The organism is Allosaccharopolyspora coralli, assembly GCF_009664835.1.
GTDB lineage: Bacteria > Actinomycetota > Actinomycetes > Mycobacteriales > Pseudonocardiaceae > Allosaccharopolyspora > Allosaccharopolyspora coralli.
On the sequence record NZ_CP045929.1, the window covers coordinates 2,639,538 to 2,657,654 of the forward strand.

General features: G+C 66.9%; 23 protein-coding genes. 9 read left to right on the top strand and 14 right to left on the bottom strand.

What is annotated here, in order from left to right:
* On the top strand, positions 1 to 714 hold the full coding sequence (locus GIY23_RS12505) for a DUF305 domain-containing protein (protein ID WP_228717255.1): 714 nt from the start codon (positions 1 to 3) through the stop codon (positions 712 to 714).
* Between the two features lie 18 nt (positions 715 to 732).
* A complete protein-coding gene (locus tag GIY23_RS12510) occupies positions 733 to 1,404 on the top strand; it encodes a TlpA disulfide reductase family protein (protein WP_154076822.1) in 672 nt (223 codons plus the stop codon).
* 126 nt (positions 1,405 to 1,530) lie between these two features.
* On the opposite strand, the gene GIY23_RS12515 is transcribed toward GIY23_RS12510, so the two are convergent.
* The 5 genes from GIY23_RS12515 to GIY23_RS12535 all read right to left on the bottom strand — a co-directional run bounded on the left by GIY23_RS12515 (position 1,531) and on the right by GIY23_RS12535 (position 4,690).
* On the bottom strand, positions 1,531 to 1,830 hold the full coding sequence (locus tag GIY23_RS12515; protein ID WP_187351860.1) for a DUF2933 domain-containing protein: 300 nt from the start codon (positions 1,828 to 1,830) through the stop codon (positions 1,531 to 1,533).
* Positions 1,831 to 1,864: 34 nt separating this feature from the next.
* The gene (locus GIY23_RS12520; protein ID WP_154076824.1) at positions 1,865 to 2,071 is read right to left on the bottom strand and encodes a hypothetical protein; all 207 of its coding nucleotides are present in this window, start codon (positions 2,069 to 2,071) and stop codon (positions 1,865 to 1,867) included.
* Positions 2,072 to 2,400: 329 nt separating this feature from the next.
* Positions 2,401 to 3,171, bottom strand: a complete 771-nt coding sequence (locus tag GIY23_RS12525) for a tRNA-dependent cyclodipeptide synthase (RefSeq protein ID WP_228717256.1) — start codon at positions 3,169 to 3,171, stop codon at positions 2,401 to 2,403.
* Positions 3,172 to 3,374: 203 nt separating this feature from the next.
* Positions 3,375 to 4,325 carry a M56 family metallopeptidase gene (locus GIY23_RS12530; protein ID WP_154076826.1) on the bottom strand — a complete coding sequence of 317 codons (951 nt, stop codon included), beginning with the start codon at positions 4,323 to 4,325 and terminating at the stop codon, positions 3,375 to 3,377.
* Positions 4,322 to 4,690 carry a BlaI/MecI/CopY family transcriptional regulator gene (locus tag GIY23_RS12535; RefSeq protein WP_222850141.1) on the bottom strand — a complete coding sequence of 123 codons (369 nt, stop codon included), beginning with the start codon at positions 4,688 to 4,690 and terminating at the stop codon, positions 4,322 to 4,324. Before GIY23_RS12535 ends, GIY23_RS12530 begins: the two co-directional genes overlap by 4 nt.
* A gap of 228 nt (positions 4,691 to 4,918) precedes the next feature.
* Between GIY23_RS12535 and GIY23_RS12540 the strand changes: the two genes are divergently transcribed.
* The 6 genes from GIY23_RS12540 to GIY23_RS12565 all read left to right on the top strand — a co-directional run bounded on the left by GIY23_RS12540 (position 4,919) and on the right by GIY23_RS12565 (position 9,190).
* The gene (locus GIY23_RS12540) at positions 4,919 to 5,317 is read left to right on the top strand and encodes a metal-sensitive transcriptional regulator (protein ID WP_154076828.1); all 399 of its coding nucleotides are present in this window, start codon (positions 4,919 to 4,921) and stop codon (positions 5,315 to 5,317) included.
* Positions 5,304 to 5,537, top strand: coding sequence for an SHOCT domain-containing protein (locus tag GIY23_RS12545; RefSeq protein ID WP_154076829.1), 234 nt, complete (start codon positions 5,304 to 5,306; stop codon positions 5,535 to 5,537). The genes GIY23_RS12540 and GIY23_RS12545 overlap by 14 nt, the downstream gene beginning before the upstream one ends.
* A 118-nt stretch (positions 5,538 to 5,655) precedes the next feature.
* On the top strand, positions 5,656 to 7,287 hold the full coding sequence (locus GIY23_RS12550; RefSeq protein ID WP_154076830.1) for a multicopper oxidase family protein: 1,632 nt from the start codon (positions 5,656 to 5,658) through the stop codon (positions 7,285 to 7,287).
* Between the two features lie 68 nt (positions 7,288 to 7,355).
* Positions 7,356 to 7,928, top strand: a complete 573-nt coding sequence (locus GIY23_RS12555; RefSeq protein WP_154076831.1) for a hypothetical protein — start codon at positions 7,356 to 7,358, stop codon at positions 7,926 to 7,928.
* A gap of 42 nt (positions 7,929 to 7,970) precedes the next feature.
* Positions 7,971 to 8,339 carry a BlaI/MecI/CopY family transcriptional regulator gene (locus tag GIY23_RS12560; protein WP_154076832.1) on the top strand — a complete coding sequence of 123 codons (369 nt, stop codon included), beginning with the start codon at positions 7,971 to 7,973 and terminating at the stop codon, positions 8,337 to 8,339.
* Positions 8,340 to 8,371: 32 nt separating this feature from the next.
* Positions 8,372 to 9,190 carry a M56 family metallopeptidase gene (locus GIY23_RS12565; protein ID WP_187351861.1) on the top strand — a complete coding sequence of 273 codons (819 nt, stop codon included), beginning with the start codon at positions 8,372 to 8,374 and terminating at the stop codon, positions 9,188 to 9,190.
* A 13-nt stretch (positions 9,191 to 9,203) separates the two neighbouring features.
* On the opposite strand, the gene GIY23_RS12570 is transcribed toward GIY23_RS12565, so the two are convergent.
* From GIY23_RS12570 to ccmA, 9 genes are all read right to left on the bottom strand, one after another.
* Positions 9,204 to 9,836 (bottom strand): class I SAM-dependent methyltransferase, encoded by a 633-nt coding sequence (locus GIY23_RS12570; protein ID WP_154076834.1) that lies wholly within the window; start codon positions 9,834 to 9,836, stop codon positions 9,204 to 9,206.
* A gap of 603 nt (positions 9,837 to 10,439) precedes the next feature.
* On the bottom strand, positions 10,440 to 11,081 hold the full coding sequence (locus GIY23_RS12575; protein WP_228717257.1) for a TlpA family protein disulfide reductase: 642 nt from the start codon (positions 11,079 to 11,081) through the stop codon (positions 10,440 to 10,442).
* Positions 11,078 to 11,878 carry a tetratricopeptide repeat protein gene (locus GIY23_RS12580; RefSeq protein WP_154076835.1) on the bottom strand — a complete coding sequence of 267 codons (801 nt, stop codon included), beginning with the start codon at positions 11,876 to 11,878 and terminating at the stop codon, positions 11,078 to 11,080. The genes GIY23_RS12575 and GIY23_RS12580 overlap by 4 nt, the downstream gene beginning before the upstream one ends.
* Positions 11,875 to 12,354: a cytochrome c-type biogenesis protein gene (locus GIY23_RS12585; RefSeq protein ID WP_154076836.1), complete on the bottom strand. Its 480-nt coding sequence runs from the start codon at positions 12,352 to 12,354 to the stop codon at positions 11,875 to 11,877. Before GIY23_RS12585 ends, GIY23_RS12580 begins: the two co-directional genes overlap by 4 nt.
* Entirely contained in the window at positions 12,347 to 14,332 is a 1,986-nt protein-coding gene (locus GIY23_RS12590; RefSeq protein ID WP_154076837.1) for a heme lyase CcmF/NrfE family subunit, read from the bottom strand. The genes GIY23_RS12585 and GIY23_RS12590 overlap by 8 nt, the downstream gene beginning before the upstream one ends.
* On the bottom strand, positions 14,329 to 14,745 hold the full coding sequence (locus GIY23_RS12595) for a cytochrome c maturation protein CcmE (protein WP_154076838.1): 417 nt from the start codon (positions 14,743 to 14,745) through the stop codon (positions 14,329 to 14,331). Before GIY23_RS12595 ends, GIY23_RS12590 begins: the two co-directional genes overlap by 4 nt.
* 112 nt (positions 14,746 to 14,857) lie before the next feature.
* Positions 14,858 to 15,577, bottom strand: coding sequence for a cytochrome c biogenesis protein CcsA (ccsA, locus tag GIY23_RS12600; RefSeq protein ID WP_154076839.1), 720 nt, complete (start codon positions 15,575 to 15,577; stop codon positions 14,858 to 14,860).
* Entirely contained in the window at positions 15,574 to 16,269 is a 696-nt protein-coding gene (locus GIY23_RS12605) for a heme exporter protein CcmB (RefSeq protein ID WP_228717258.1), read from the bottom strand. Before GIY23_RS12605 ends, ccsA begins: the two co-directional genes overlap by 4 nt.
* Positions 16,266 to 16,979 carry a heme ABC exporter ATP-binding protein CcmA gene (gene ccmA / locus GIY23_RS12610; RefSeq protein ID WP_228717259.1) on the bottom strand — a complete coding sequence of 238 codons (714 nt, stop codon included), beginning with the start codon at positions 16,977 to 16,979 and terminating at the stop codon, positions 16,266 to 16,268. The genes GIY23_RS12605 and ccmA overlap by 4 nt, the downstream gene beginning before the upstream one ends.
* A gap of 138 nt (positions 16,980 to 17,117) precedes the next feature.
* Here ccmA and GIY23_RS12615 point away from each other — a divergent pair, with 138 nt between their 5' ends.
* Positions 17,118 to 17,846 carry a cytochrome c biogenesis CcdA family protein gene (locus tag GIY23_RS12615; protein ID WP_154076840.1) on the top strand — a complete coding sequence of 243 codons (729 nt, stop codon included), beginning with the start codon at positions 17,118 to 17,120 and terminating at the stop codon, positions 17,844 to 17,846.
* Positions 17,847 to 18,117 lie beyond the last annotated feature (271 nt).

An 18,117-nucleotide genomic window follows, 5' to 3' on the forward strand; every position in this document is an offset into this window, starting at 1 on the left:
GTGAGCCAGAAGGCAGACGAGAACCATGAGCCGGTGGCCGAAGGCGACCTCGGAACGCGACAGCGCTGGCTCACGATCACGCTGGCTATCTGCGTGCTGCTGGCGAGTGCACTACTCGGAGCCGCGGGAGCCTTGCTCCTGGTCGGGGCGGAACGTTCCGGAGAGACAAGCCCGAACTCCGCCGATGTTGGTTTCGCCCAGGACATGGCGCGACACCACGAGCAGGGTGTGGCGATGGCGAGCCTGGCCCGGGAGCGCAGTCGGGATGTCGACATCCGGCAGCTCGGTTTCGACATCGAACGCGGTCAGACCGAGCAGATGGGCCGTATGCGAGGTTGGCTGGGATTGTGGTCTCAGCCGACGGCTCCCGGCGGGGGGCACATGTCGTGGATGACCAGTGCAGGCGGTCACCCCAGGCACTCCGAGAGCCATGCGGACACCGATCGGCCGATCATGCCCGGCATGGCGACCCCCAGTGAGTTGGAGCGGCTTCGCTCGATGGCGGGGCCGGAGTTCGACACGTTCTTTCTCCAACTGATGATTCGCCATCACCAGGGTGGCGCCCCGATGATGCGTGAGGCAGTCGCACGGGCTGCTGTCGGCGAGACGCGCAATCTGGCCGCGCGCATGCTGGAGGCGCAAACCGCGGAGGTGGACGTGATGACGCGCATGCTCACCGAGCGCGGCGGTGCACCCCTTCCCCCACCCACCTGATCCGAAAGACGGGGTTCGATGGTGCGTGAGTGGAGCCGCGAGATCCGCGTCACGGTCGTGGTGCTCGTGCTCGCAATTGCCGGTGTAGTCGCGTTGTGGCCTCGGAGCAGTGATGACGGATTCGGTAGGGACGGTGAGAGCGGACAACGACCGGTGGCCAGTGCTCGCGCATCGACCCTCGAACCGGACGCCGTCTTGGCGCCCTTGCGGAAGCACGCGGCTGTGCAGCCATGCCCTCCGTCTCCTCGGGATGCCCACAGGGCAGGTCCGCTGGCCGGAGTCGTCGTCCCTTGCCTCGCGGACTCGAAGCCCGTGGAACTGAGCACTGCGCTGGCGGGCAAACCCGCGCTGCTGAACCTCTGGGCATCATGGTGCCCGCCGTGTCGAGAGGAGATGCCAGCGCTGGACGAGTACGCGGCCCGGAACGACGCGATTCCGGTCGTGGGCATCAACGTTCAAGATCGTGCGACGGCTGCGTTGGAGCTGCTGGCCCGAACCAAGGTGCACTACCCGTCGGTGATCGACGTGCGAGGCGAACTGCAGCGCGCTCTCCGCGCGCCTCCGGTGCTTCCCGTGACGTACCTGCTGCGTCCGGACGGATCGGTGCAGCGCATCACCGAGCCGGCCACGTTTCACTCCGCCGATGAGATCGCCGACGCAGTACGCAGGTACCTGCCCACCCGCGACTGACGGGAAGCGGGCTAGTGACATCCATCGGTGCAAGCGCTCGGCGCTCAGTTGACCAAGCCCGAAGGGTGCGTGGCAGGCGGCCCGGAGCTACTCAAGAACAAAAGAGAACTACGGTCAGGGGCGGGATCAAATGTGTCCTGGCTTCTCGCCCGGCGTTTCCGCTTCGCCGTTGGAGTTGTCCGCGCTTTGACGTTTGAGCGCCGCAATCTCCTCGCGCAGCCGCACCAGTTCGTGGTCGTGAGCGGACGACGCTGGTTGCCCAGCGCGTGCCGCACACTCGGGATCTGCCCCCGTGTTCATTCTTCGCATCATCAGCAACATGGAAACCGGGCACACCAGCGCGATCAGCAAGGGCAATGCCGCCCAGGCGTATTGGGGCACCAGGAGGAAGACCGCGAGTGCGACCGCGGCGGCTCCGATGACCACACGCTTATCCAAGCAACGGAACATGATCCCTCGCTCACCGTGCCGAATCGGATCCGCGAAGCCGTGCGTCACGCTGGGCCGCGCGGAGTTGGTCCACCTCCGCCCGCAGCTTGGTGACCTCGGCGTCTTGTCCTTCATGCTGTGGTTCCTGCGGCCCATGCTGGCCCCGCATCATGAGCCACATCATCAACCCCATGCCGATCGGGCAAGCAAGCAGCGCCAGCAATGTCAACGATTCCATTGCTCCACCTCCACGCCGGCCTCATCAGGGAGACTGACGATCTACTAACACCTATAGTAGTCGTAGTACTCGGGATTAGCCAGACCGAGCAGGACACATCGTCGTCGCGCCGTTCTTGATCCGGAACTCCAGCGGTGAGCTGCGCGCCTTAGCACGACGCCAGATAAGGCGTGTGCCCTGCGGCGACCGACGCGGTGGGTCGCCGCAGGGCAGATCCTTTTCAGGATGGTGTGCCCGCTGGCCCGCTCCTCGAGCTCGGCCGTGTCACCCGCCACTGAGGTGTTGTTCTGGAGGATGGCAGCAGCCAGCGCGCATCGCTACCCAAACGATCAGGTGTCGGCGGAGGGAGAGGAGACCGCTAGCGCGCGAAGATGGAGCGCAGTGTCGTCGTCGTGCAGGGGCTGAACGACGAGAAATCCTTGGTTATCGGCCGCCTTCCACGGCAACTGTTGCCTGTAGAGCCGTTCCAGGAAGGCAGGGCCCTGGTGGTAGCAGAAGACGGAGGATTCGTGTCCGACGATGCCGGCGGTGTCGATGAACAGCGGAAGCTCGGCGAGGAGGTAGCGCACGGCGACGCGGAGTTGTTGGTCCGTTGGTTCCGTGCCATGGGGAAGGCGGCCGTCCAACACCCAGGTGGAGGCCGTGATGCACGTTTCGCGGAACTCGGGGTCCTCGTCGAACAGGGCATGAGCTTGTCCCAGTAGCTGCAGGTAGCGACCGTTTCCGCGGAGGACCGACCAGTTGAGGATCAGCCGCTCCGGATCGACGACACCGACGTCGGCCAGGGCACGGCAAATCTTGTTGTAGACGTAGCGGCCCTGGCGGCGAGCCTTGTGACGCGCTCGCTCCGGCGGATAGCCGAGCGCCTCAAGCGTGTGCGCCGCGGGGACGTCCGGGACGAAGAAATGCACGACGCCGAACTCGCTCAGCGCCCACCTGGCGATCGCCGCGATTCGAGCGCTCGAGAAGTAGCTGTTGAACGGGCTGATCCCGATACAGGCATGGTCGCGCTGGGCGAAGTTGCTCTGGCAGCTACTCGTCAGCGGGCGAACGGCCCAATCAGTGGCTTCGCCAGACCCGGACACGACAGCTTCGCCCACGACACTCTCCGCTCGGACCATCGACTAACAATACAACTTAGTAGTTTAGTAGTTCCCCCGGTCCGGTTCGTTCCGGGGGGCATGGTCGTACGACTCGGTCCTGCGAAGCGGACTCGCGTCAGGTGCAGACCCAACGGTGAGTGGAAGACGGACCCGCGTCCCCATAGCCGACCGCTCGGGTGTCCGACTCCTGCTGCAGTGCGCTAGAGGGCGACGATGGGGCAAACGGTCAGTGCCATGGCTCCGAGAACCAAGCTTGGGCCGAGAACCAGCGTGGCCGCCGTGCCGCTGAGAGCAGCGTGGTGGGCGATTCGGTGCGCACGAGGCACTGGTTGCGCGAGCCGGACGGCGCGAGCGTGCGCGGAGTGGCCTGCGGCACCTAGGGTGCCCTGCGGGGTCGCCCCGCCGGTCATCGCTGCCAAAGCCGCGACCAGCGGAACCACGCCATGGCGTTTGACAGCGGCATCATCGGCGCACAGCTCTAGCAATCGACCGACTTCGGTCGGCGCGGTCTGGAACAGCGGCACGCGCAGGAAAGCGCGGCGGACAGCGCCGAGCAAGGTGAGGATCAGGTGGTGTCGTCCGGACAGGTGAGCCTGCTCGTGGGCGAGAACGGCGGCGAGCTCCGCAGAGCTCAGGGCTTCTAGCGCTCCCCTGGTGACGACAACTGTGCGAGACGGGCTCGCCACGCAATAGGCCGCGACATCCGTTGTGTCGACCACCACTGTTCCGGCGCCCAGTTGCGGGGCCTCAGCGCCGGCCAGCCGCACTCCGCGTGCGTGCCGCAGTCCTTGATGGTGCGCGCGGGCACAGTGGCTGCACATCCGCCACATCAGCCAGCACAGCCACACGACCGCGAGCACGGCGAAGCCAACGATGAGCGCGGCGGCCCATGGCTGGTAGACACCTAAAGGACGCAGCGCTGCGAGGCAACTGCGGAGAAGGTCGGTCACGCGGCCTGACCACTCGGACACCGACAACGGCACGGCGACCGCAGCACCGATCCAGGACACCAGGACGCTCGCTGCCGCGAGCGTCCACACAACGACGCCGAACCGTGGTGCCGTGCCAGCGGCGGTCAGGCGCGGCAAGAAACGCGGGGCCACCACCGCGACCACCATGCCGTAGAAGGCCAGACACGCCGCCAGCGTCACTGCTGCGACCTCTTGGCGAGTTTGCGGAGGACGCTCTGCAGCGACCGTGCCTCCTCGGGCGTGCCGTCTTGCATGAAGTGCATCAGGACCGCTTCGGTGTCCTGCCCCTCGCTGAGCGCCTCGCGCATCAGCCGTGCGGCGTGTTCCTCACGTGACGCGGTGGCCTCGTACCGGTAGGCGCGACCGTCGCGCTCGCGCTGCAGCCATCCCTTGCGGTGCAGGATGTCCATCACGGTCATGACCGTCGTATAGGCGGGAGCCCGCTCCTCCTGGAGGTCCTCAACCACCTCGCGGACCGTCGCGGGTTCACCACGGGACCAGACGCGGTCCATGATCGCTGCTTCCAGCTCCCCGAACCCCCGCAACGCGCCACCTCCCTTGCGACCTCATGCGCCTAAGAAGTCTAGTACCTCAGCGGCGGATCTGGCCGTACCGGGTGGAGGCGTCCAGTACGGCGTACGCCGAAGGAGCGGCAGGCAAACTCGTCAAAGGAGCCCTGCGCAGCGCGGCCGACCCCACCCCGGGTGGGATGGGACCATCACTTGAGCGCTCGCGTTGCCTCAGTCGAGTGTGCGTAGATGACGGGAGCATCGATGGCCGAGGAACTGACGACGAAGAAGCGTGCTGCGCTGACCCGGTTGAAGACGGTGCGGGGACATGTGGACGGGGTCATTCGCATGTTGGAGGCCGATGCTTACTGCGTGGACGTGATGAAGCAGCTCTCGGCGACCCAATCGTCGCTGGAGCGTGCCAACCGGATCATGCTGCACAACCACCTAGAGACCTGCTTCTCCGACGCGGTCCTCACCGGTCATGGCCAGTCGGCCATCGACGAGCTTGTCGAGGCGGTGAAGTTCAACCCGGCGCTGACCGGGCCCCAGGCGCACGTCACCGGAGCCGCGGTCGGTGAAGCTGATGCCACGCCTGCGACTGCGGCACTTCGCCCGACAAACCCACTGAACCGGAGGGAAAAACGCGATGATGATGGATGACATGGGCGGCATGATGGTGTGGATGCTGCTGTGGGGCCTGATCGGTCTCGCAATGCTGGTACTGATCATCGTGGCGATCATCTGGCTGATCCGCCACATGCTCGCCGGCCCGACCTCGCGCTCCGACCCGGCGCAAGAGGAACTGCGGCGACGCTACGCCGCGGGGGACATCGATCATGAGGAATACCAACACCGCAGAGCCGAACTCCGAGAACGATAAACGCCTACGGTGCACTTGGCTGAGTCAACAGCGCCGACCTTCACCTCGCACAGAGGGAGCTCGACACCCCTCTAGGATATACTAAGCTACTTAGTATATCTGGAGCTGTGTGAGGTGGATGGTGGTACGAGCGGTCAGCAGGCGCGGCCTACTGCTCGGCGCAGGCGGCCTGGCGGCGGCAGCCGCGACGACCGGCGGCATGGCCTGGTCTGCCCTGCGCGCCGGGCAGACCTCCGGCCCCGAGCGGATTCTCCCCTCGGCCAACGAGGTGGCCCGCGCCGAGCAGGCCCGGCGGGCAAACGGCACGGGGCGGACCGTGCACGCCGCACTCACAGCCGAGCCCGCCGAGGTCGACCTGGGTGGCCGTGTCGTAAGAACCTGGGCCTATAACGGTCGGGTGCCGGGGTCGGCGATCCGGTGCCGGGCCGGGGACCGCCTCGATGTCGAGCTCCGCAACCGGCTTCCCGAGCCGACCACTGTGCACTGGCACGGACTACGGATTCGCAACGACATGGACGGGGTCCCGAACCTCACCCAAGAACCCATAGCTCGCGGCGAGCGGATGCGCTACTCGCTCACCGCCCCGGACCCGGGCACCTACTGGCTGCACCCGCACGTGGGCCTGCAGCGCGAGCGCGGCCTGTTCGCCCCACTGATCATCGACGACCCGGCCGAACCCGGCGACTACGACGTGGAGTTCGTCGTCGTGCTTGATGACTGGCTCGACGATGTCGCCGCGAGCCCGGCCAAGGTGCTCGCGTCGTTGCGGCGCGGTGACATGAACGCCCGCTACCGCACGCCCGTGCAAGCGGGACAGATCGAAGATCAATCGCAGTCCTGGCAGTACGACGTACCGCGCGCGTTGGCCGAACCGCCGCCCGGCATCCCGCCGGTCTCGGCGGCATCCCGCCTGGCCAGCAGCATCGAGTACCCGTTCTACCTGCTCAACGGGCGCCTGCCCACCGCGCCGGAGACCTTCCACGGCAAGCCGGGCCAGCGCGCCCGCATTCGGCTGATCAACGCCGCCGGGGCGAGCGTGTTCCGCCTCGCCCTGGGCGGGCACCGGATGACCGTGACCCACACCGACGGCTTTGCCGTCGAGCCCGTCACCGTCGACACGCTGCAGATCGCCTCCGGGGAGCGCTACGACGTCCTCGTCACGCTCGACGATGGTGTCTTCCCGCTGGTGGGGGTCGCCGAAGGCAAGGGAGCCCAGGCTTTCGGCCTCGTCCGCACCGCCAGCGGCACGGCTCCACCGCCGTCCGTGCAGCCGCCCGAGCTGGCCGGCCAACTGCTCCGGCTCGGCGACCTGCACGCCACTCCCGCCGTGCACACCGGGACCGCCGCGCCAGGAGCCAGCCACACGCTCTACCTCACCGGCGACATGATGACCTTCGCCTGGCGCATCAACGCCGAAAGCTACAACCACCAGCGCCCCTTCGACGGCATCACTCCGCTGGCCCTCCGCGAAGGACAGACCGTACGGCTGGACATGGTCAACCAGACGCACATGTACCACCCCATGCACCTGCACGGGCACACTTTCGCCGTTCGCTCTATCGCCGACAGCAGCGGCAAATCCCACACCCCGCTGCCGAGGGGCACGCGCAAGGACACGGTCATGGTCGGCCCTGGGCAGCGCCTCAGCATCGACTTCACCGCCGACAATCCGGGACAGTGGCTGGTGCACTGCCACAACGCCTACCACATGGTCACCGGCATGGCCGCCATGATGTCGTACCTGCGCTGACGAGCAGTTGTGCGCCGTGGCAGCTTCGGTCATGGTGGAAAGCTTCCCGACTACGCCAGGGAGGGACCATGACCGGTGAGCCGCACGGATGCCCGAGGCGCCATTTCCTCGCCTTGGCCATGACCCCGCTGGCAGGTGCGTGTCAACAGCCGCGCGAGCCGTCCATGGGAGATCGGATGCCGGAAGGCATACCGGACTGGATGATGGGCCGGGACGGAATGATGGATCTCGACATGATGCGCGATATGCGGGTCATCCACGACCTGCTGAGCCGTCACCAGGACATCAGGCGCACGGTGCAGGATCTTTCCTACGGGATCCGGGCCACCACGACCAGTGCTCGCTCCGATGTCGCCGAGCGCATCCGCACCCACGTCGAGCAGATGCGATCCCGCCTGGATCACGGCGCCGCCATTCGGCAGATGGATCCGCTGTTCGCCGAGATCTTCGAACGTGCTCACCAGGTCGAGCTGGAGATCGAACACGTGCCTGGCGGCGTCCGGGTCGATGAGACCTCCCGTGACCCGGTCACCGCGATGCTCATACGGCAGCACGCGCACCAAGCGGTATCCGAGTTCGTCGCAGCAGGCATGAACCGGGCCATGCGACCCACGCCGCTTCCTCCCGGCTACACCGGATAGAACGTCGCCTGCTACGGCGCGCTCGTAGTAGCGTGGAGCCCCATGGGGCGCACGGAGCGCAGGGCGGGTCTCGGGCCGCTGGAGTCCGAGGTCATGGATGTGCTGTGGCAGGCGAGTTCAACGCTGCCGGTGCGCCAGGTATTGGCCGAGCTCAACCGGAACCGGGATGCGGCGCTGGCGTACACCACTGTGATGACCGTGCTCTCGCGGTTGGCCGAACGCGGTGTGGTGCGGCGGGAGCGGGTCGGTCGCGGGTATGCCTATCAAGCCGCGGCTGGCAGCGGCGCCGAGATCGCGGTGCGTCGGCTGCTGGACGACTACGGCGAGGCAGCCCTGGTTTCCTTCGTCGACCACGTCGACGGAGACGAGCAACTGCGAGCGCGACTTCGCCGACTGGTCGACGAGCAATGAGAGCCGATCGTCCGCTGTGGATACTCGTGGCAGTGGCAGCGGCCACCTATCCCGCCCTCGGCTTGGCCTGGTGCGTCGCCGCACTCTTCGTCTTTCATTTTGGTCAACGCGCTCTCGGCGTCGAGGAGCATCTTGGGCAGATAGCTGGGGCCCTGCTCGTCTTGATGGGACTGCTTGCCGTGGGCAACGCGGTCCGCACCGTGGTTCGCGGGGTGCGGCAGACCCGCCGGTTCCACACCTGGGTCGTCTCGCGGCGGGTGCCGATTCCTTCCTCCGTCGCTGTTGTGGTGAACGAGTTCGGCTCGCGTGCACCGGTGACGGTGGTCGACGTCGAGCAGCAAGTCGCGGTGACCGTCGGGCTGCTGCGGCCTTCGGTCGTCATCAGCACGGGCCTGGCTGAGATCCTGAGCCCGGCCGAACTGCGCGCGGTCGTCGCCCATGAACAAGCCCACGCCAAGCGCAGAGACCCACTGCGCGTGCTGTTGGGACAGATGCTTGCCGCTCACTTGTGGTTTCTGCCAGCAGCCGAGGACATGCGGACCCGTGCCCGGCGCAGTTACGAGTTGGCTGCTGACCGTGATGCCACGAACCGCTACGGACAACGGGCGCTTGCAGGGGCACTGCTTCGCGTGCTGCCAGCCGCGATCACGCCCGGGTCCGTGGCTCCGTTCGCGGATTCCGATCTCCTGGACGCCCGGGTGGCTCAACTGGAGTCAGGCGAGCCTCCCCGCCCGCACCCCGTGTCGCCACTGCGCTCGGCATTGACCGCGACAGGGGCATGCGCCTTCCTGACCGCAGTGACCGGGGCATGGATGTTCATGCTGATCGCGTGCCCGTGCCTGATGACTTGAAGGTCACAGTCGATCACGACGCGGGCTTGCGTGCGACGAGGCGCTCGACAATGCCCAGCTTGAACCGCGCATGCTGCTCGATGACAAATCCGGCTGCCTGGACATGCTGAATGGGACGACGCCGGAAGTTCTCCCCGCCAACGGGGATGGTTACCAGCTCCAGCGCGCGCTGCAGAACCCGCACCGGCCATGCGGTGCTGACGACGTGGTCAGCCAGCAGCAGTCGACCGCCCGGCCGCAGGACACGCTTGATCTCCGTGACCACTTCGCGGTCATCGGGCACGGCACACAGAGAGAACGTGCAGACCACGGTGTCGAACAAGCCGTCGGCGAACTCCAGCCGCTGCGCGTTGCCCGTGCTCAGCGTGACCTCGCGACCAGTCGCTGCCGCGCGGCGGCGCGCATGGTCGAGCATGACCGGGCTCAGGTCGACGCCGGTCAGCCGCACCTCGTCCGGCGGATACCAGTCGAGGTTCAAGCCGGTGCCGATCGCGACCTCCAGTACCTCGCCCTGGGCCTGACGGCACAGCCATTGTCGGGTGTCGCCGAAGAGCTTCCGGTCCATGAAGCCCATCTGCCGGTCATAGGTGCGCGCGTGCCGATCCCAATGCCGCCGCAACCGCTCAAGCTTGGTCGATGTCGCCATACCACTTCCACCACCTTCTCCGCTCGCCAGCCCTAATCTACTACAGCGCTGTAGTAGTTGCCATGTGAGCTCATCCGCCAGTCCCGAGAACGGCGAGGTAGCGCTTGCTCCGTGGCGTGGTCGCCCCGGGTCGCCAGCTTGATCAAGAGCATCCGGGCGAGCGCTCGATTGCGGTTGCCTGCTCCCGCTGTGCTGGGACCGCTGTGATCGCTACCGCTGGGTGACAGTGCTTGCGCTTGTCGGTGTGACGGCAGGTCTCTTGCTGACGCTGTTGGGTCTGCCCCTTTGGATCTCCACGGCCCCTGGTATTGCGTCGGGATCATGAGTCCAACATGCGGAGGGACATGGGCACTGCGTTTGGTCTTCATGGGCAGCTCGGGCTGTCGCTGGCCTACAACCCACTCAGCCTCGTCCTGGTAGTGGGCGCGTGTGCCGCGCTGGCACGGCGCAGTTACAGAATGCTGACCGGACGGTGGATGAGCGTTCGCTCCCGCACCGCCACGCGGCGATACTGCTCGCCGCCGTGCTGGTCATCCTGTTCGAGGCCCACCAGAAAGCACATGCACCGCCACTCATGACCACGGGGGAGTCAACGACTCTGAATCAGCGTTGGAAAGTCTGCCCTTCGGGTCGGGACGCCGGTGTACGACCGGCGAGGATGTCGTCCAGGGTGCGGGACAGCAGCGGGTAGTTCGACGCTCCGGTGACCTTGGCGACGATGGTGCCGTCGCGGTCGAGGAAGTAGGTCTCCGGAATGCCGAAGACCCCGAATTCCAGGGCCAGTCGGGAGCCGGGGTCGGCGACGTAGCGATAGCCGTCGCCGCGTCCCAACTCGTCGAGGAATCGGATCGCGGCGTCGCGTTGGTCTTGGTAGTCCACCCCGACGAAGGTGACGCCTCGATCGCGGTAGTTGGTGGCCGCGGACGTGAGCGCGGCGTGCTCCTCGCGGCAAGCCACACACCAGGAAGCCCAGAAGTTGACCACGACGATCTGTCCGCGCAGTTCCGGCAGGGCCAGGCCGCCGGGCTTTTCGAGTTCGGGAACGCGGACGGTGGGTGCCGGTTGGCCGATCAACGGGGTTTCCACCAAGTTCGGGTCCTTGCCCAGCCGCGAACCGAACAGAGCCCCGACGCCGATGGCAAGCACGACAACGAACGCGATGCCCCACTTGATGCTGCGCCACCGCCTTGCCCCAGTGGTGCTGTCGAGCAAGGTGGATCTGGATGTCGCTGGCGGTCGTGTCACCGTCCACCTCCCCGCCCCGGATCGAGCCGCAGCAGCAGAGCCTCGGCCCTGGGGCGTACGTCCGGGTCCAGGTCTGTGCGGCGCACTAACGCGCGGACGATCTTTCGCGCTCCCTCGGCGTCGCGGTGCGCCAGGGTCTCTGCGTGCAGAATCTGGGCGTTCTGGGACGAAGGTGCAATGCTCTGGGCGCGTGCGGCGAACTCGGCAGCTTCAGTCGGTTTACCCTGGGCCAGCAACAACCTGCCCGACTCCGCGAGCACCTTGGGGTTGTCCGGTTGCTGCTTGAGCGCGACACCGTAGTGCTCAGCGGCCTTGTCGTAGTTCCCTTGTTCCAGGTAACGCTCGGCCAACGCCAGACGCATACCGACGACCTCCGGGTTGCGCGCGATGACCTGTTCCATCTCCTCATCGGTCACAGTGGACAGATCGCGGGGTGGTGCCGGAGCTGGTGAGGAGGAGGACTGGTTGACCTCGTTGCCGCTGACAAACCCGTTCTCCGGACGGTCTGCGACAAACTGCGGCAGAAACACACCCACAGCCAGTACCGCCGCCACCCCCGAAGCGACGTAGACGACCCGATGAGCGGTCTTCGATGCGGACCCTCCGTGCCGCTGTGCGCCATCGTCCAACGTTTCCAGGGCTTCGAGGACCTCGGCTGCGGAGTTTTCGTACTCGGCCCGCAATCGTTCCGCGGTCGCCTCCGGGATTTCGCCTTCGTCGACTTGCCGGTCCAGTTCGACGATGTCGCGCAGCACCTGATTACGGAAGTCCTCCAGTCGTTGTCGTTGCGTGGTCACGGGGAGTCCTCCACCGCAGGAGCCGTCCGCATCCGTTCGACTTCCGAGGCCACCTTCTGCCGCGTCTCCGGGGGAAGTTCCTTCGGTGTGTGCCGATGCCGGGACCACAGCAGGATCACGACGGCACCGGCCAGACCAGCCAGGCCCGGCAGTACCCACACCAGCAGCGTGCTGCCGCGCGCAGGCGGATCGAGCAGCACCCACTGGCCGTAGCGGTCCCGAAAATAGTCGAGGATTTGCTGATCAGTCCGTCCGGCCGCGATCTGTTCGGCCACGCTGCGGCGCATGGCCTGCGCGGTGTCCGACATCGATTCCGACACGGACACGCTGTTGCAGACCGGGCACCGCAACTGCTGCTCCAACTCCCGAGCCCGGTCCTGCGGTCCGGGATCACCGGAAGCCAGACCGAGGACCACGACCGTGAGCGCCGCGAGGATTACCCCGACCAGGCCCGCTTGAACCCACCGGCTACGCACGGGACACCACCTCGTCGGACCGTTCCGCGTGACGGCCGTCGCTGCCCTGTGAACGTCGCCTGCCGAAGCCGAGTGCCCAAAGCCCGCCAGCGGCCATCACTGCGCCGGCCACCCACATCCACACCATCAACGGGTAGCGGTAGAGGTTGAGGGTCACCTGGTCCGGCTGCAGGTCGGCCAGGGAGACGTAGACATCCTGTGTCGGGCCGGACCACACCGACGGTGTACCGACCGCTTGCTCCTGGTTGCGGAACGAGCTCACCCGCGGTGTGGCCACGTGTGCCACCGTGCCGTCGTCTCGGAAGGAGATCCGTGGCTCGGTGACCTCGCGATTCGGCGCGGAGTACTCCTGCGTGGCCTCGAAGGTGACCTGGTAACCGGCGAACTCGGTGGCCTCACCACGCTGCAGAGTCACCGTGCTGCGCTCGCCGAAAGCGCCCGTCACCGCGATGACCACCACCACACCCGCCACACCGAGATGGGCCAACTGCCCGCCCCAGTACGCTCGCTGACCGCGCACCAGCCGAAGGAAGCCCGGCAGGCTCCGTTGGGGCATGGACACCGCAAGCTGGCGCAGGGTGGATCCCACGATCACGGTGGCCAGGAACACGACCGCGACAAGCCCGGGGGAACGCGCTCCTGCCGCGACAAGGACGGCCGCGGTGAGGCTGGCGACCACCAGCGGGTACCGCAACCGCTGCCACACCACACCCGGAGCGGCGTGCCGGTAAGGCAGGATGGGCCCCACGCCCATCGCCAGCAGCAGCCCGAAACCGAGGGGCACGGCCATGCGGTCGAAGAACGGCCTGCCAACCGAGACCTGGTTACCGGTCAACGCCTCCACCACGATCGGGTAGACGGTCCCGGTCAGCACGACGAACGCGAACAGGCTCAACAGCAGGTTGTTGACCAGGAACGCACCTTCGCGGCTGGCCAGCGACTCCGGCCGCGACAACGAGGCCAGTCGTTCGCCGCGCGCGGCGAACAGGCCGAATCCCGCGACCAGCACCACCAGCAGTAAGCCCAGAAAGGCCGGTCCCACTCCGGATTCGGTGAACGAGTGCACCGAGGACACCACGCCGGATCGGGTCAGGAAGGTGCCGAGGATGGTCAGTGCGAAGGTGGCCAGCACCAGCACGAAGTTCCATGCCTGCAACATGCCGCGCTTGATCTGCACGGCGGCGGAGTGGATGAAGGCGGTCCCGGTCAACCAGGGCAGCAGGGCGGCGTTTTCCACCGGGTCCCACGCCCAGTAGCCACCCCAGCCGAGGACCTCGTAGGCCCACCAGGCACCTAGGAAGGTGGCGCCGGTCAGAAAGCTCCACGCGACCAGATTCGCCCGTCGCGTGCGTCGCAGCCAGTCGATCCCGCCCTGCCGGATCAGCAGTGCCGACATCGCGAAGGCGAATGGCACCGTGAACCCGACGAACCCGAGGTAGAGCATCGGTGGGTGGAAGGCCACCAGAATGTTCTCTTGCAGCAGCGGATTCGGTCCAGGACCGTTCGGGGGCGGGTTGATCAGGATCCGGAATGGGTTGGCCACCGTGGTCACGAGCCCGAAGAAGAACGCGGCGACGATGCCCATCACGCCGAGTGCGCCGACACCGAGCCGATCGTCAGTCGTGCGGACTCCGCGCAGCACCACTGCCGTGTAGCCGGCGAGGACCAGGGCCCACAGCACGATGCTGCCGCCCAATGCCGACCACGCGGTGGTGATGGTGAACAACCACGAGGTGTCCCGCGAGTGCGTCTCAGCCACATAGGACACGGCGAAGTTGTCCGTCAGTAACGCGATTTCCAGTGCGAGCATGGACAACGCGGCGCCCGCGACCATGCACCACACGGGCACCACCAGTTGATTCCGGCGCAGCGCACCCGGCTTGTATTGCGCACGGAATCCCGTCCACGCCAGGGCGAGGGAGGCGGCGACACCGAGGAAGGAACCGACCCACCCGGCAGCGGGAACGAGCGTGCTCACCTCTGCTCACCCCCACTCTGCGGGGGCGCGTAGTTCTCGTCGTGTTTGATCAGCATGGTGTCCGAGACGAATCGGGCGCCGCGCCAGCTGCCTTCCAGCACGACCCCGATGCCTGACTGGAACAACTGAGCGGGCGCACCGCGGTGGAGCACCGGAATCGACGGACTCTCCGGTGAGGTGCCGGTGGCCACGACGAACCGCAACCCGTCCGGCGCACGAACCACGCTGTTCGCACGGACGAACCCCCCGAGCTGGAACCGGCGCCCTTCGGTGAACTCCGCTTTCTTGGTCAGCGCCTCTTGCGGGGTCAGGTAGTAGACCAGGTTGCTGTTGAGGTTGCCGAACATCAGCAGACCCAACAGTACGAGGACAAGCCCGCCGAGCGCGATCACCAGCAGCCGGTATCTCTTCACTGCTGGTTCCCCTTCCCGCGCACAGCGTTCCACCGATGGCTGAGCACGAGGAGGTAGGTGGCGATCGAGCCGTAGGCGAGGCCGTAGCCCAGGGCGACCCACATCCATTCAGTCATTGCTGGGCTCCTTTCAGCCGGGGAGCGGACACGGCCGCTCCCGCCAACTCCCGCTCGCCGTCTCGCAGCTCGTGTTCCTGCTCGGCGGCGGCAAGCCGCATCCGGGCCCGCACCAGCAAGACGAACAACACCGTGAACGCCAGCAGGTTGAGCAGCAGTGCGGCGAGCATGGCGTGGTCGATCGTCGGATGCCCAGGGCGCAGTACGGTCGGTGGTTGGTGCAGGGTTCGCCACCACAGCACGGACAGGTGCACGATCGGCACCTGCACGAACGCGACGATGCCGAAGACCGCGGACCGGCGGGCGCGCGCCACAGGCTCCACAGTGGCGCGACGTAGTGCCAGGTAGCCGAGGTAGACGAAGAACATGATGGCCGTGGTGACCAACCGCGGATCCCACGTCCACCACACGCCCCACACCGGCTTGCCCCACACCGATCCCAGCGCCAACGTCAAGCCGGTGAAGAACACGCCGACCTCCGCACTCGCGGCGGCCAGCCGGTCATGACGCGAATCGCGCCGCCATAGCCACAAGCCACTGCCGATGAGCGTGACACCGAACGCGAGGAAGGCGATCCAGGCGGCCGGAACGTGCACGTACATCAACCGTTGCAGGTTGCCCTGCAGCGCGTCCGGCGGTGCGGTGAACGCTGCGGCCAGAGCCATGGCCACAGCGATACCCGCCGCGATCGAGAGACGGTGTCCGAACAATCTCATGCCAGATCCTCAAGATGTCGGGCCAGGAGCAGCATCAGCAGTGCTGCGGCGAGGTCAACGGTGAGCACGAGCAGCAACCAGCCCGACGCGGGTTTGTCGAGCCGGGCTGCTTGCAGCACCTGCGTTGCCGCCAGCAGCAGGGGCACCGCGATCGGCACCACCAGCAACGGACCGAGCGTGCCCCGTCCGGCCAGACGGTGGGCGAGCGCGTTGGCCAGCGTGCCCAGCACGGCCAACCCCACTGCCACCAGCGGCAGCATCGGTACCAGCCACAGTCCCCCGGTCAGGTCCGGCGAGTACAGCACGATCGCCACCGGAGCCAGTACCGCTTCCACAGCCAGCAGCAGGACCGTGTTCGCCGCCGCCCGCCCGGCCAGGCGCGCCACCGGATCGACGCCGCACAACCGCAGCGCCGCATGCTGAGCCGGGGTGTCGCTCGCGCTGTACCGGAAGAAGACCAGCACCCCGAACAACAGGACCACGAGCCAGTACAGACCTGGGCCGAGTTGGCGCAGCAACGGCGTATTGGTGCCGACGGCCATCGGTGCCAGCAGCAGCGCCATGGCCCCGAATGGCGCGATCACAAGCAAAGATTCAAGACCGCGCGCTTCCAGCCGAAGATCCCGCTTGGCCAGCTCCACGCATTGCCGCAGCGGGCCCGGCCGAACCGAGGCCAACGACGTGGCAGTCACCGCGAGCCCTCCCGTTCGGTCGGCACGATCACGCGGCCCTGCACGATCCGCACGACCCGATCGGTCACCGAGGCCAGTCGCTGCTCATGGGAGACGACCACGGCGGCGCCCCCGCGTTGGCATACCTGCGCGATCAGCTCGTCGACCAAGCCAACCGACTCCTGATCGAGCCCGGTGTGCACCTCATCCAGCAACAGCAGCTGCGGCTCGACGAGCATGACCCGTGCCAGGTCGGCACGCCGCTGCATGCCCTGTGAGCACTCCTCCGCGCGACGTCGACACGCTCCGGCCAGCCCCACCGCCTCCAACGCCGCATCGCTCGCGCAATCGGCGCGACCGAGTAGACGGGCGAAGAAGCGAAGGTTCTCCTCCAGCGTCAGCTGCGGATACAGCGCGGGCGAGTGCCCGACCAGTGCGATCCGCGGTCGCACGGCCGCACACGCGCTTGTACCGAGCCGCGCCCCGAGTACCGTGCCCGTCCCCGAACACGGCGTGCGCAGCGTCGCCAGGACCGACAGCAGAGTGCTCTTCCCGGACCCGTTCGCCCCGAGCACGCCGACGGCTTCACCTGCCGCCACATCCCAGTCCAGCTGGCGCAGGACCGGAGTGCGCTCCACGTCCACCGAGACAGCGCGCAAGCTGACCAGTCCGGCACCGTTCGCACGGTGCCGGGCCGGTTCTTCTCGTCGCCATGCCGGAAAGGTGAGCACCCGGTATTCACCCCGATCACACCACTGTCACTAAGCAACTAAGTACGCTAGTACGCTAACGCAGGTCCGCGACCGCGTACGCCCGGGGGCCGGATGCAGCCAATCGGCCGGCGTGCGCCAGGAAGGAGGACCGCGCGGGTGGAGCTCTTCGCGCTGGCATCGCTGGCGATGGTCGCCGGGCTGGTGTCGTTCAGCTCCCCGTGCACGCTGCCCCTCCTTCCCGGCTACCTCTCCTTCGTCTCGGGCCTCTCCCCCGGGGCTAGCCCGACACCGACCGACCGTCGTCGCACCCTGCTCGGAGCGCTCCTGTTCGTGATCGGGTTTTCCGCGGTGTTCGCCGCCCTCGGGGCCACGTCGTCGCTACTGGGCCTCGCCCTGGCCCAACACCGGCCCGTCGTCGACCAGGTCGCTGGGGTGATCATCCTGCTGATGGCCGCTTCAATGCTCGGCCTGCTACGCATCCCCCGCTTGCAACGCGAGCTCCGGTTCAACCTCGTGCGCATCAGCCGAGGGCCCGCAGGAGCACCGTTACTCGGTGCCGCGTTCGCTCTCGGCTGGACCCCGTGTGTCGGCCCCGTGCTCGCCTCCATCCTCAGCACCGCCGCCACCACGACGACCGCGACCCAGGGATCGCTACTGCTGCTTGCGTACTCTGCGGGACTCGGCGTCCCGTTTGTGCTGCTGGCCACTGGAGTCAACACGGGCAAAGACCGTTTCGCATGGCTGCGACGCCACACCCGCCACATGGAAATCGCCGGCGGAGCCCTTCTGGCCATGATGGGAGTGGCCATCATGACCGGGAGCTGGACGGCTTTGATGAGCCAGATGCTGGCCTTCTACGCCCAACTCGGATGGCCTCCGCTCTGACCAACCACGGCCGGAGTATGCGACGCCCTTGCCGCACCTTCAACGAAGATGCATAGTAGTATCGTTCGCGACTGCCGGAAATCCCCTTAATCGGCGCCGCGACGCCCCGGGGTGGGCAGGTCGCAGACCCCCTCGCCCTGCCCACCCCGGGCCCCTCACGGTCGTCCTCGCACCTGCCGCATGGTGCCTCCACGTCCGACACTGACGCAGCACCCTCGCCGAACCTCGGCTACCGTTCCAGTATGCTACTAATGAACTTAGTTGTTTAGTA